We start from the raw sequence: 13,566 nt of genomic DNA on the forward strand, positions 1-13,566 counted from the left end.
AATAGGAAACGGAGGCCTCACGGCCTCCGTTTTTATTTGAGCTTGTCGTTGCACGCTCTCGTGCCCGGACGCGGCGCGCCACTCCTCGGCGGTGCGTGGCTGAGCCGCATACCGTAGCGTGGCCAAGCGCAACAGCAAAAACAACCCCATGCACAGTAGCCGCCGAGAGCAAAATCAACAATTTAGACTGAGAGCAACCCTGATTTGACTCGTCGGGCAAAACAGGTGCATATGCTATTATTCCGAAATTATGGTCGCTTTCTCCTCTCGCGGCGCGAGTTGGTCGAATCCGGCAAATAGGTTCTATTTTTAGTTGATCGGAGGGTTAGCTAATGGCTGGAGCGGGAATAGGAATCGCAATCGGCGAGTCTGGCATTGGTTCGGTTCTCAACCGCTACTCTCTAAAGGTGCCATTAAACCAGCGATCTTACGCGTGGGAAGACCATCACGTTCGAACGCTGCTCCAAGACTTCTCAAATGCGATTGCAAGTGAAAGTAAGACTTACTTTTTGGGAACGATTGTTCTGTCTCAAACCGGCGACAATCGTTGGGAGGTTGCCGACGGCCAGCAAAGGTTGGCAACAACGGCAGTTCTGATTTCTGCCATTCGCGATCATCTATTCGCAGGTACGTCGAACGAAAAAGAGGCCTCCCACAAATACACGCAAAACTTCCTGCTCGAGTTCGATGAAAACAGTGGCGAGCACGTCCCCAAGCTGCGTCTCAACGTAGAAGACAACGATTTTTTCGTTAGGAGCACGCTGCTCGCACCCGACAATGAGCTGAGAACCACCGCAAAAGTAAAGACCGAATCTCACGAACGATTGACAGAAGCGTCTGCCATCTGCCGGCAGCATGCGATGGCAGATGATGCACTCAAGATTTGGACAATTTGATACGTCAGAAGATTTCCCCAGGATCGAAGCATTCCCTAAAGCCCCCCGCGTCATTCAATAGAGCGCCCTTTGGCCAATTGGGTACTGCCGACTGCCGTCTTGGAGCGTCGTTGAGTTCGATTGAGCGACGTCGTGATAGCCGACGTCGCTTCGGGCATCCTCACGACAAATCATGTTGCCCAAATCGATCGACGATCCCTCACTGATCGGGATGGAGTGGTCTCTCCGAAAGAAGGCCTCGTCAGATCCGAGCAACGCGTGTAACAATTGCAGTAGGCCGAAGCGCAGCTACTTCCATCGATCTGCTGGCGTTGCTCCTGCGCTTCTGTCGAACGCTACATCAGCGAGTTCGAACGCCTGCTCGACAAAGTCGCCCGCGACGGCCGCGGCCCGCAGGAGCTGCGCAGCCACCTGACTTCGGAGATGGGGCCTGGTGTACACGCTCCTGGCACACGCGGCGGGGCGTCCGCCAGGACTTGTCGTTCTCCATTCGTGATGCTTCACGCTCCTCAAACAGGCGCCGATTGGTAGTCAGGTAATTCCGGATCAACTCCGCCTTAGCCTGCAGCTTCGACATTAGCTCCTGGTCGAAGGTGCCGGCATTCCAGACGTCGATCGGTGTATTCATCAGCCCTCGACGATGATTTTGATATTGGCGGGGTCAACGCCCAGCGAGATCGACAGCAGTCGCTTGGCCTCCGCGATAGTCAGTGGCGGCGCCGAGTCCCTCGTGGCTGGGGCTTCGTCGTCGCCATCGCCGTCACCCGCATGCGATCGAGGACGGCCTGCAAAGATACGCGCCGGAAGACTTGCTAAACGGCCTTATCCACGAACGCGTAGCCGCCTGAGCCGTTCAAGCAAACCCGACTGGGGAGCCTACCGTTTCGTGCGCTACTGCCGCTTGCGCTCGCTCGCCGGCGCCGGCTTCGGCGGCTCGGGCGGCGGCGCGGGCTGTGCGCTGCTGTTGCTGGCGCCGAACAGCACGCGGGTCGGATTGCGGTCGAAATTGTTCACGGCACGGCTGATGTCACCGAGGGTGCGGCGGCCGTCGGTCATCAGCGCACCGGAGCGCTTGTCGAAATCCTCGGCGAGCTCGCGGATCGACTTCACCGTCTGGAACAGCTCGCCGCCGTCCTTGCCGCCGGCGAGCGAGTTGAGGCCGAGCATGAGGTTGTCGGCCTTGAGCATTACGCCGTCGACCTTGGCCATCACCCCGTCGATCTTCTCGGAGTTGCGGGCGAGCGAGTTGGTGAAGGTCTCGAGATTCTTCAGCGAGTTCTTCACCGACTCCTGATTGTCGGCGACGATCTTGTTGATGTTCTGGAGCGTGCCGCGGATCGCTTCGGTGACGTCCTGGAGCTTGTTCGGATCGGCCGTCAGCGTCGGAATGCCGTCCTCGTCGAGCGGCGGCGGCGGTGCGGCCTCGTCGCCGCCCTTGAGAGAGATGGCAGCGACACCGGTGAGGCCCTGGAATTCGAGGCCGACCAGGGTGTCCTTGCGAAGCGGGGTGTTGTTCTCGACCATGGCGAGTGCGACAACCCGCCGCGGATTGTCGAGCTTCACCGAGACCACCTCGCCCACTCGGATACCGTTGAAGTTGACGCTGCCGCCGTTGCGCAAGCCTGCCGCCGGACCTTCGAACACGACCCGGAAGGGGCTGCGCTGCTTGGTGGTATGCAGCGACTGGAACCACAGCACGAAGCCGATCGCCGCCGCGATCACCGCCAGCGTGAAGGATCCGATCAATACGTAATTCGCCCGCGTTTCCATCAGGTGCTCCGGCTACTCAACTCATCACCGCGCGGGCGCGCTTGCCATGGAAATACTGCCTCAGCCAGGGATGCTGCGAGGCCTGCATGTCGGCGATCGACCCTGCCGCAATGATCTTACCGTTCCCTAAAACGGCGATGCGGTCGCAAGCTGTGTAAAGGCTGTCGAGGTCGTGGGTTACCATGAAAACGGTCAGTCCCAAAGTGCGCTGAAGCGTCCGCACCAGCTCGTCGAAATCGCCGGCGCCGATCGGATCGAGGCCGGAGGTCGGCTCGTCCAGGAACACGAGATCAGGGTCGAGCGACAGCGCGCGTGCGAGCGCGACGCGCTTGATCATGCCTCCTGAAAGTTCCGAAGGAAAACGCTCGGCCACCTCAGGCTTGAGGCCTACCATCGCGAGCTTGGCCATGGTGATCTCATCCATCAGCCGCTGCGAGACGCGCAAATATTCGCGCATCGGAAACTGGATGTTCTGCCGCACGGTCAGCGAGGAGAACAGTGCGCCCTGCTGGAACAGCACGCCCCACCGCCGTTCGACATTCCGGCGCTGCGAGGTGCTGGAGGCGTCGAGATCGACGCCGAACACTTCGATGGAGCCAGCAACCTTCGGCACCAGCCCGATGATGGTGCGTGTCAGCACCGACTTGCCCGCACCGGAGGGACCCACAAATCCCAAAATCTCGCCGCGCTTGACGTCGAGGTTGAGACCGTCGAGCACGCGCGTCGCGCCGAATTGCACGGTGATGTCGCGGACGCGGATGATGGGATTTTCAATGTCGCCCGCCATCGTCACATTCCGATCGAGGCGAAGAAGATGGCGAACACGCCGTCCATGACGATGACGAAGAAGATGCCCTTCACCACCGACGCGGTGGTGTGCTGTCCGAGCGATTCCGCGCTGCCCTGCACGGCGAGGCCTTCGACGCAGGCGACGATGCCGATCACCGCGGCCATGACGGGCGCCTTGACCATGCCGACGATGAAATGGTCGATCGAGATGGCGTCGCGCAGGCGCGAAAGAAAGGCCTCCGGATCGACGCCACCATAGAGCCAGGCGACCAGCCCGCCGCCATAGAGCGCGGCCATCGCGCCGAGGAAGGCGAGGATCGGCAACGCCAGCACCAACGCCAGCATGCGCGGCAGCACCAGCACCTCGATCGGGTCGAAGCCCATGGTGCGGAGCGCGTCGATCTCCTCGCGCATCTTCATCGAGCCGAGCTCGGCGGTGTAGGCGCTGCCCGAGCGGCCGGCGACCATGATGGCAACCAGCAGCACGCCGATCTCGCGCAGCACCAGCACGCCGAGCATGTCGACGACGAAGATATCGGCGCCGAAGCGCCGGAAATGGAAGATGCCTTGTTGCGCGATGATGCAGCCGATCAGGAAGGTGATCAGCACGATGATCGGCACCGCGCGCCAGCACACCTGCTCCATGTGATGCACGGTCGAGGTCAGGCGGAACGAGCGTGGATGGATCAGCACCCGACCGCCCGCCGCGAGCACCGCGCCGAGCATGTCGACCAGGCCGGCCACCGTGCCGGCGAGGCCCGCAACAGTCCGGCCGATCTGGTCCAGCATGCCGGTGATGGTGATCGTGGAGGTCTCGACCACCGGCGTTGCGCGGACCCGGCGCACCTCGTCGACGAGGCTCGAATAATTGGCGGACAGCCCGGCGATCTGCGCCTCGATGGGCCCTTGCGTCAGGCTGCGGCGCAGCCGCTCGATCAGCCAGGCGCCGAAGGTGTCGAGCTTGGCGACCTCGGAGACGTCGATGAAGATGCTTTGCGGGCCGCCGGCGAGCTTCTCGGCATCGGCCACCATCCGCTCCAGCACCGGCGCGAAGCTCGCGGTCCAGGTTCCGGTGGCGCAGAGAGCCAGCGCATTGCCCTTGGCAATCCGTTCCAGCTTGGGCTCGCCGCTCAAGGTGTCCGCTCCCGACCCGGGGCGGAGGAAATCAGATAGTTGCGCACACGCCCTTACCCGGAAAAGGTATCCCCAACTGGTTAATGTTAGTTGCTACAGGTAACCAGCAGGTTCAGATTTCGCCAGAGTTCAAAATGACTTCCAGCAATGTTCCCGTCCTCTCGGTGCGAATCGAGCGGTTTCCGATCGCCGGCAGTTTCACGATCAGCCGGGGTGCCAAGACCGAAGCCGTGACCGTCGTGGCCGAAGTGAGCCGGAACGGCCTGATCGGCCGCGGCGAATGCGTGCCCTATCCCCGCTATGGCGAGACGCCCGAGGCGACGCTGGCCGCGATTGAGGCCATGCAGACGGCCGTCGCTGATGGCCTGACGCGGCAGGCCCTCCAGGCCGCCATGCCGCCTGGAGCCGCCCGCAATGCCCTGGATTGCGCCTTGATCGATCTCGAGGCCAAGGCGGCCGGCCGGCGGGCCTGGAGCCTGCTGGACCGCCCGATGCCGGGCGAGCGCACCACCGCCTACACAATCTCGTTGGGCACGCCGGAGGCGATGTCGGCGGCGACCGCCAAGGCCGCGCACCGGCCGCTGCTCAAGATCAAGCTCGGCGGCGATGGCGATCCGGAGCGGATCGCGGCCGTGCGCAGGGCGTCCCCGGAGTCCGAGCTGATCGTGGATGCCAACGAGGCCTGGACCGAGGCCAATCTGGAAGCCAACCTCGCCGCCTGCGCCGCCGCCGGCGTCACCCTGGTCGAGCAGCCGTTGCCATCAGGCAAGGACGACGCGCTGGCACGGCTCAAGCGGCCGCTCACCGTCTGCGCCGATGAGAGCGTGCATGACCGCAACTCCCTTGCCCCGCTCCGCGACCGCTACGACGCCGTCAACATCAAGCTCGACAAGACCGGCGGCCTCACCGAGGCGCTGGCCATGGCCGATGCCGCCCAGGCGCTCGGCTTCGAGATCATGGTCGGCTGCATGGTCGCGACCTCGCTGTCGATGGCGCCGGCGATGCTGGTGACGCCGCAGGCGCGCTTCGTCGATCTCGACGGCCCCTTGCTGCTCGCGCGCGATCGCGATCACGGCCTGCGCTATGACGAGAGCCTGGTCTATCCGCCTGAGGCTTCGCTCTGGGGATGAGCCGTGAGCCGGTGCCGCGCCGACCAGATCACCAGCGCGCCGGCCGCGGCCATCGCCGCCATGACGTAATACAGCCCCTCGCCATAGCGCGCGTAGATCACGCCAGAGGCGATCGATGTGGCCGCGCTCAACAACCCGCCGGTCGCCGCGTAATATCCCTGTCCACGCGCCATTTGACGCGGCGGTACGTGACGCACCATGAGATTCATCACGCCAACCTGGGTCAGGCCGAAGCTCAGGCCGTGCCCGAGCTGCGTGACCGCGAGCACGGCGATCTGCGGCTCATGCGCGGTGATCGACCAGCGCAGCACGGCACTCAGGCCTCCGATCAACACCAGCCCCGCGGGATGCAACGAAAAGCGCGGCGACACCGCGAAGACGACGATCTCGGCACAGACGCCGAGCGTCCACAGCCCCGCGATCGTCAATCCACCAAGACCATGGTTCTGCCAGTTGATCGAGGCGAAGGTGTAATAGGCGACGTGGCTGGACTGGATCAGCGCGGACGAGAAAATGATGGAGAGGAAGCCCACGTCCCGCAGCAGAGGCTTGCCGGCCTCCGCCACCCTTGACGTTCGCGGCACATCCTCCAGCGGCCGCAGCGAAAGCGCGGTCAAAGCCGAGATCGCCGCCATCGCGACAATGACCCAGATCAACTGGCGCGCCGCGATCACATCGATCAACAGCCCGCAAGCGAGCGCACCGAGGATGAACGCGACCGACCCCCAAAGCCGCACGGGGCCGTAGTCGAATTTATACCGGGCCACTCCGCGCAAGGCGTAGGCATCGGTGAGCGGTGTCAGCGGAGTCCAGCAGCAACAGGTCACGATGTAGAGCCCAAGCACCGGCAAAGGCTGCTGCTGAGTGCCGACGAGCATAAAGCAGAGCGCCGTGGCCGACGCCATTAGAATCATCGCGCCGCGCAATGCGCGGCGCCGTTCAGCGAGGCTGGTCACGAAAGGCAGCGTCGTGAAGCGCGTGACGGCCGGAACGGCGCTGATGATTCCGATCCAGCCCGGCTCGATACCGATGGCCTTCAGCCACACCGTGAAGAACGGCAGATGGGTGCCCAGGACACCGTATGTCGTGCCGTAGAACAGCGCGAGGCTCACGGCGAATCGCCGCTTGACTGCTGCTGGTGTGGAGATTTGTGATTCGGACGGCATCAAAGCAATTGCGATTCGGTCGATATCGTGGTGATCGTTACAGTAACGCGCGGTGATTTGCGCGACGAGATTGTCATGGCCAACGAAGCATTCGCCCTCTCGCCCATGTCTGCCCGCGCGGCCGAGCCGAACGAGCAGGATTACGATGCGATCCGCGAAGCCTTCATGGAGACCGCGCGCGGCCGCTGGTTCCTCGGCGAATACGCCAAGCGCAACCGCAATGCCGACACCCGCATGGTGCTCGACGCGGTCGCGAAAATCGAAGAAAGCCTTGCGGCACAGCGACAACCTGTTGTCGAGGATCGCCTGCCCGAAGCGCTGGTCGCGATCCGCCGCGCCGTCGAGGAGGCAGAAAGCGCCGCCGGCAAGGCCTTCGATCCCGCCGCAATCGCGGCGAGCCTTGCGCCTGTTACGCGCGGCGTTCGCATCATCAAGGAGATCTCCTGGCGCTGGCGCGAGATCGGCGCCGATGGGCGGATCTGCGACCTCATTGATTCGCAGCTCGCCTCGATCGAAGCGGCCTGCGCCCAGGCCTCGAGCATCGACCCGCGCGCCGACCTCAAGGCCGCCTTCGATCTGCTCAAGGACCGGGTCGAGCAGACCGAGGCCGGCAGCGGCGCAGCGCCGCAGAGCTCGGCGCGTCCCGCTCCAGCGCCAACGCAGGAAGCACCGCCGATCGCAGAAGCGCCTGAGGCCGAGGCGCCTGCGGCGATCGCGGGCGACACCCCCGTGGCTTTTACGGAGATGCCGCAGGAGATCGCGCCCGAGACTGAGCCCGAGCCTGAGTTTGAGGCAGTCGTCGATGCGAGCGGCGGCGTTGCCGAGGACGCGATGGCGGACGTCGCGGTCGCACCGGAGATCGCCGAAAGCCATCCCCCTGTCGAAGGGAGTGTTGCTGCAGTCGAGGAAGGCCTCGCCGAGCCCACCGCCGTCGCCGAGATCACCGACGAGTTCTCGCTCGATGCCACCGCGGAAGCCGAGGACGAGGCCATTCTCGAAGCCATCGCGCTGGAGATGGCCGCGCCCGATCCGGAGTTCGACGCGATCGTCGAGCCCACGGAGATGGAAGCAGCCATTCCCGAGCCGATGCCGGAACCGATGGCCGCTGACATCGCGGAGCCGGTCGCCATGGAAGCGCCGGTCGCGCCCCATGTCGAAGAGCCTGACGTCGAAGCGCCGGTGACTGAGGCCCCGATCGCGATGGAATCGCTCGTGCGCCTCACCGATGCCATCGCGGAAGCCGCCGCCGAAGTGATGGAGCAACCGGCCCCAGCCATGGCGGCCGCAGCATCCCTTGACGCAGCCCACACCGCGACGCTGCCGAGACCGTCACCCCTGCCCGCGTCCTCGCTCGGCGCCACCATCCTGGCCAGCGGCATCCTGCAAAAGCCCCGCCCCGCCGCCAACGATGCGCTCGCCCCGATCCGCCGCATGACCCAGGCCGAAAAGATCGCGTTCTTCTCTTAGGGCGGTCCTTTGTGTCCCGGCCGCGCTGCAGCCTTGGCGATGCGTAGCATCGTCCTGGCAACGCTGCCGCGCAGAGCCCGGACCCACGCCACACGAATGCTTTCGGAGACATGGGCCCCGGCTCAGCAGCGCACCGCACCGGACGATGCTTCGCATCGCCGGGGAAGCGCTGCGCTGCGTCCGGGGCACGAGAGCGACGTGTGAAGCACGTCCGCCTTCACATCGTCATTGCGAGCGTGATCTAGATCACGCATCTCGCCATCGTGACCGCGATCACGGACTCCAGGCTCGAACGCGACCTAGCTTCCTTGCAACCAATCTCGCATCGAGATGAGTGCCAAAGGAGCACGCCATGTTCCGCCTGAAATCCGTCCTGATGACAGCTGGCCTGCTGGGAAGTCTGTTCGGCTTCGCCTGCGGCCCGGTTTCCGCACAAGTCGCCCCTGTCGAACCCGCCCCGACCGCGCTGCAAGGCCCGGAACAGCGGGTGGCGCTGGTGATCGGCAATTCCAACTACCAGAACGCGCCGCAGCTCGCGAATCCCGACAATGACGCGCAGTCGATGGCGCAATTCCTCAACTCGGCCGGCTTTGAAGTGATCTCGGCGACCGACCTCGGCCAGAACGACATGCTGCGGGTGGTGCAGGATTTCTCGGCCAAGGTGTCCGCGCGCGGCCCGAACACGGTGGCGATGGTCTATTACGCCGGTCACGGCGTGCAGCTCGCCGGCGAGAACTATCTCGTTCCCGTCGATGCAAAGGTCACGAACCAGACCGAACTTGTCAACGACTCCGTCCGCCTGGTCGACGTGATGTCGACGCTGGAGACGATCCCGAGCCGGATGCGCATCGTCATCCTCGATGCCTGCCGCAACAACCCGTTCCCGAAGCTGAATGACGCCGGCCGTGGTCTGGCAATCGTCGATGCGCCGAACGGCTCGATCGTCGGCTATTCGACCGCGCCGGGCGCCGAGGCCCTCGACGGCACGGGCGGCCACAGCCCCTACACGCAGGCCTTCCTGAACATCGCGCGCGAGCCCAACGTGCCGATCGAGCAGCTGTTCAAGCGCGTGCGTCTCGCCGTGAACCAGAGCACCAGCGGCGCGCAAGTTCCCTGGGAGAGCTCCTCGCTCACCTCCGACTTCACCTTCTTCGGCGACACGGTTGTTGCCGCCAATCGCGCGCCGGTGCATGCGCCGGTGGTGCAGATGGCCTCCAACCTGCCGAGCCGTTCGGTACGCCAGGCCTATGACTACGTGCTGTCGGAGGGACGGCCTGAGTACTATCAGGAGTTCGTCGCGATGTACCCGCACGACCCGCTGTGCGATCACATTCGCTGGCTGCTCGCGAACCTCCTGATCTCGCAGGCCTGGCACCAGGCGGTGCTCGCCAACTCGCCGATCGCCTACAAGGCGTTCTACGACAGCTACGGCAGCAGCCCCTACGCGCAAGCCGCGCTGAAGCTCGAGGCGCAGCCCAAGCTGATCCCCCTGATGCAGGCGACGAAGTTCTTGGCTCCGCAGAACATTGCCCCGACCCTGAAGATCGGCAATCTCGGCGAGCCCAAATACATGCCGCTGATGCAGCACGGCAATGGTGGGATGCAGACGAACGCCAACCTGCCGATCGTGCAGAAACCGGTCGACGGCAACGTCGTTGGCAAGCTCGGCAATGGCACGCCATCGCAGACCCCTGGCAAGATCGTCACCCTGCCCGCGCCGACCAACACGACGGCGAACACTGGCGGCATCGGCAAGATCACGACGCTGCCGGTGACCCCCACCACGGGCAACACCAATGCCGGCACGACGGGCAAGGTCGTGAGCATGCCCGTGACCATCGGCAAGGGCGGTTCGACCTCCAATACCAAGCCGGTCGTCCAAACGCAGGCCAACCCGATCCGCGTCAACAACGGCGTGAAGCTCAACAACAACCCGGTGAACAAGGTGCAGGTGCAGAACCAGCAGAACAACCGGCCGCAATTCAGCACGACCAATCACGCGGTCAGCAACGGCGGCAACAACTTCCGCCAGTCGATGAACCAGGCTCCGAGCATGGGCGGCGGCAACAATCACCGCGGGTTCATGCACTGACCGCGGCAAACGCATGCGACAAAGGGGCAGAGCGGCGACGCTCTGCCCCTTCTTCATGTCGGTTCTTGGTCATTCCGGGATGCGCCGCGAGGCGCAGGGCCGGAATCCATTGTGCGGCAGAGACGGTGGGGAAATGGATTTCGGGCTCACGCTCCGCGTGCCCCGGAATGACGCCTAAGCCACCAGCTCGGCGAACAGATCCGCATCGACATTGCCGCCGGAGAGCACGATGACCACGTTCTTGCCGGCGACATCGAGACGTCCCGCCAGCAGCGCGGCAAGACCCACCGCCCCGCCGGGCTCGACGACGAGCTTCAGCTCGCGATAGGCGAAGGCCACCGCCGCGCCGACTTCCTGGTCCGACGCAGTGACGCCGCGCGCGAGCAGCTTGCTGTTGATCGCAAAGGTCATCTCGCCCGGGATCAGCGCCATCAGCGCATCGCAGATGGTGCGGCCCGCCGGCGGATGCGGCTCGCGATGGCCTACGCTTAGCGACAGGCCGTGATCGTCGAACGCCTCGGGCTCCGCCACCACGATCTGGGCCTGCGGATAGCGCGCCTTCACGGCCGTGGCGACGCCCGCGATCAGGCCGCCGCCGGAGGCCGGCGCCACCACGATGTCGGGGGCAAGGCCGAGCGTTGCCATGTCCTCCGCAATCTCGCGGCCGGCAGTGCCCTGGCCTGCGATCACGAACGGATCGTCGTAGGGCCGAACCAGCGTCGCACCGCGCTTCTCGGCGATGCCGCGCGAGATCGCCTCGCGATCGTCCTTGTCGCGATCGTACAGCACGACTTCGGCGCCGTAGGATTTGGTGCGCTCGCGCTTCGACAGCGGCGCGTCGGCCGGCATCACGATGATGGCCTGCATGTCGAGGATCTTGGCCGCCGCCGCCACGCCCTGGGCATGGTTGCCGGAGGAGAACGCCACGACGCCGCCGGCGCGCTTGTCCTGCGGGATCGAGAACACCTTGTTGAAGGCGCCGCGGAACTTGAAGGAGCCGGTGCGCTGAAGCATTTCCGGCTTCAGAAAGACGTTGGCGCCGACGCGCTCGTTGAGCACGGGAAAGGACAACAGCGGGGTACGGACGGCGAAGGGCGCGAGCACGCGCGCTGCGGCGTCGATATCGGCAGGGCCGATCGGAAGGGGCTGTTCGGACATGGCACGATGTTATCGCGGCCACAGCGGACCGGGCAAGACACCTCCGCGCGAGGATTTTTCTCTATTCAGGCGACGAACCGCGGCTGTTCCGTCCCGGCCCGGCCCGGCAGCACCGCACCGACGGCCAAAATGCTGTCCACGAAGGCCCGCGCCGAAGCCTCCCAGGTGTAGGCGGCGGCGAATTCGACGCAGGCCTGCCGCGAGATATCGATGGCGGCAAAGCAGGCGCTACGCAGGTCCTCGTCCAGCGCGCCGACCGGCGCATCGCCGATGACATCGCGCGGCCCCTTCACCGGAAAGGCGGCGACCGGCAGGCCGCTCGCCAGCGCCTCAAGCAGGACGAGGCCGAGCGTGTCGGTCTTGCTCGGAAACACGAAGACGTCGGCCGCAGCATAGATATCGGCCAGCTCCTCGCCGTGCTTCTCGCCCAGGAAGATCGCGTCGGGATAGGCCTCCTCCAGCGCATTGCGTGCCGGGCCATCGCCGACGATCACCTTGGTGCCGGGCAGATCGAGGTCGAGGAACGCTTCGAGGTTCTTCTCCACCGCGACACGGCCGACCGAGAGGAACACCGGGGCCGGCAGGCAGAGATCGACGGCGCGAGGATGGAACAGATGCGTGTCGACGCCGCGCGGCCACAGCACCACATTGTCGAAGCCGCGCTCGCCTAGCTCGCGGGCCAGCGCCGGCGTCGCCGCCATCACGGCACGGCTCGGGCTGTGGAAGCGGCGTAGCGCGCGCCAGATCAGCGAGCCCGGAACCGGCACCCGGGCGCGGACATATTCGGGAAAGCGGGTGTGGAAGCTGGTCGTGAACGGCAGCTTGCGCTGCCGGCAATAGCGGCGGACCATCAGACCGATCGGTCCTTCCGTGGCGATATGAATGCTGTCGGGCTGCGCTTCCGCGATCAATTTTGCGATGCGCGCCGGGCGCGGCATCGCGAGCCGCACGTCGCGATAGCTGGGCATGGCAAAGGTGCGGAACGATTGCGGCGTCAGGAATCTGAACTCGACGTCGAGCGTTCTCGCAGCGTCAGCAAGCTTGGTCAGCGTCCGAACCACGCCATTGACTTGTGGATGCCAGGCGTCGGTCGCGACCAGGATGCGCATCAGGCCGCCTTTGCGGCCACTTGCGCAACCGGCGCAGGCTTTTGCATGTGATCGGCCCAGGTAATGATCTCGAACTGGCCGTCCTCGTGCTCCACGATCGCGGTGCAGCTTTCCACCCAGTCACCGCAGTTCATGTAACGGATACCGGCCTCGTCGCGGATCACGGCGTAGTGGATGTGCCCACAAATCACGCCGTCGGCGTCATGGCGGCGCGCTTCGGCCGCGAGCGCCTCCTCGAAGGCGCCGATATAGTTGACGGCCTTCTTGACCTTCTGCTTGGCCCATTGCGATAGTGACCAGTAGCGCACGCCGAACATGCGGCGGAAGAAGTTGACCAATCGGTTCATCCGGATCGCGAAATCGTAGGCCCTGTCGCCGAGATGAGCGAGCCAGCGCGCGTTCTGCACCACGAGATCGAAGATATCGCCGTGGATGACGAGATAGCGCTTGCCGTCCGCGCCGGTGTGGACGGTGTTCTCGACGACGTCGATGCCGCCGAAATGCGTGCCGTAATATTTCCGCAGGAACTCGTCGTGATTGCCCGGGATGTAGACGACCTTGGCGCCCTTGCGCGCCTTGCGCAGAAGCTTCTGCACGAGGTCGTTGTGCGATTGCGGCCAGTACCAACCGGATTTCAGCGCCCAGCCGTCGACGATGTCGCCGACGAGATAGATCGTGTCGGCATCGTGGTAGCGCAGGAAGTCCAGCAGAAGGTCGGCTTGCGAGCCGCGGGCTCCGAGATGGACGTCGGAGATGAACAACGTGCGAAAGCGCCGCTCCGGGCTCTCGTCACTCACATCGTAACTTCCCATGCGACAGCCTGTAACAATGTCCCGTGACAGGGGGATGACGATT

11 protein-coding genes are annotated in these 13,566 nt (G+C 64.5%); 4 read left to right on the forward strand and 7 right to left on the reverse strand.

The genetic code is table 11. The features are described 5' to 3' along the window. Window positions 1-332: 332 nt before the first annotated feature. Entirely contained in the window at window positions 333-896 is a 564-nt protein-coding gene (locus BM374_RS34470; protein WP_092302995.1) for a DUF262 domain-containing protein, read from the forward strand. A gap of 891 nt (window positions 897-1,787) precedes the next feature. On the opposite strand, the gene BM374_RS34480 is transcribed toward BM374_RS34470, so the two are convergent. The 3 genes from BM374_RS34480 to BM374_RS34490 are packed head-to-tail and all read right to left on the reverse strand — an operon-like array spanning window position 1,788 to window position 4,589. Further along, window positions 1,788-2,666, reverse strand: a complete 879-nt coding sequence (locus BM374_RS34480; protein ID WP_092302999.1) for an MlaD family protein — start codon at window positions 2,664-2,666, stop codon at window positions 1,788-1,790. A 16-nt stretch (window positions 2,667-2,682) separates the two neighbouring features. Further along, window positions 2,683-3,453, reverse strand: coding sequence for an ABC transporter ATP-binding protein (locus tag BM374_RS34485; protein ID WP_177248741.1), 771 nt, complete (start codon window positions 3,451-3,453; stop codon window positions 2,683-2,685). A gap of 2 nt (window positions 3,454-3,455) precedes the next feature. Then, complete coding sequence (locus BM374_RS34490; RefSeq protein WP_092303002.1) at window positions 3,456-4,589, reverse strand: MlaE family ABC transporter permease; 1,134 nt, start codon at window positions 4,587-4,589, stop codon at window positions 3,456-3,458. Between the two features lie 134 nt (window positions 4,590-4,723). Here BM374_RS34490 and dgcA point away from each other — a divergent pair, with 134 nt between their 5' ends. Then, on the forward strand, window positions 4,724-5,719 hold the full coding sequence (gene dgcA, locus BM374_RS34495; protein ID WP_092303004.1) for an N-acetyl-D-Glu racemase DgcA: 996 nt from the start codon (window positions 4,724-4,726) through the stop codon (window positions 5,717-5,719). Here dgcA and BM374_RS34500 read toward each other — a convergent pair. Beyond that, entirely contained in the window at window positions 5,689-6,885 is a 1,197-nt protein-coding gene (locus BM374_RS34500; RefSeq protein WP_092303006.1) for an MFS transporter, read from the reverse strand. The two genes, dgcA and BM374_RS34500, sit on opposite strands and share 31 nt — an antisense overlap. Window positions 6,886-6,960: 75 nt before the next feature. Between BM374_RS34500 and BM374_RS34505 the strand changes: the two genes are divergently transcribed. Then, window positions 6,961-8,352 carry a hypothetical protein gene (locus tag BM374_RS34505; protein WP_177248742.1) on the forward strand — a complete coding sequence of 464 codons (1,392 nt, stop codon included), beginning with the start codon at window positions 6,961-6,963 and terminating at the stop codon, window positions 8,350-8,352. Window positions 8,353-8,704: 352 nt separating this feature from the next. After that, complete coding sequence (locus BM374_RS34510) at window positions 8,705-10,444, forward strand: caspase family protein (protein ID WP_177248743.1); 1,740 nt, start codon at window positions 8,705-8,707, stop codon at window positions 10,442-10,444. A 174-nt stretch (window positions 10,445-10,618) separates the two neighbouring features. Here BM374_RS34510 and BM374_RS34515 read toward each other — a convergent pair whose 3' ends face one another. From BM374_RS34515 to BM374_RS34525, 3 genes are all read right to left on the reverse strand, one after another. Beyond that, window positions 10,619-11,602: a threonine/serine dehydratase family protein gene (locus BM374_RS34515; RefSeq protein WP_092303012.1), complete on the reverse strand. Its 984-nt coding sequence runs from the start codon at window positions 11,600-11,602 to the stop codon at window positions 10,619-10,621. 65 nt (window positions 11,603-11,667) lie between these two features. Continuing rightward, window positions 11,668-12,711: a glycosyltransferase family 4 protein gene (locus BM374_RS34520; protein ID WP_092303014.1), complete on the reverse strand. Its 1,044-nt coding sequence runs from the start codon at window positions 12,709-12,711 to the stop codon at window positions 11,668-11,670. Further along, entirely contained in the window at window positions 12,711-13,523 is an 813-nt protein-coding gene (locus BM374_RS34525) for a UDP-2,3-diacylglucosamine diphosphatase (protein ID WP_092303016.1), read from the reverse strand. The genes BM374_RS34520 and BM374_RS34525 overlap by 1 nt, the downstream gene beginning before the upstream one ends. Between the last annotated feature and the right edge of the window lie 43 nt (window positions 13,524-13,566).

The organism is Bradyrhizobium sp. Ghvi, from assembly GCF_900115265.1.
In the GTDB taxonomy this organism is placed as follows: Bacteria; Pseudomonadota; Alphaproteobacteria; order Rhizobiales; family Xanthobacteraceae; genus Bradyrhizobium.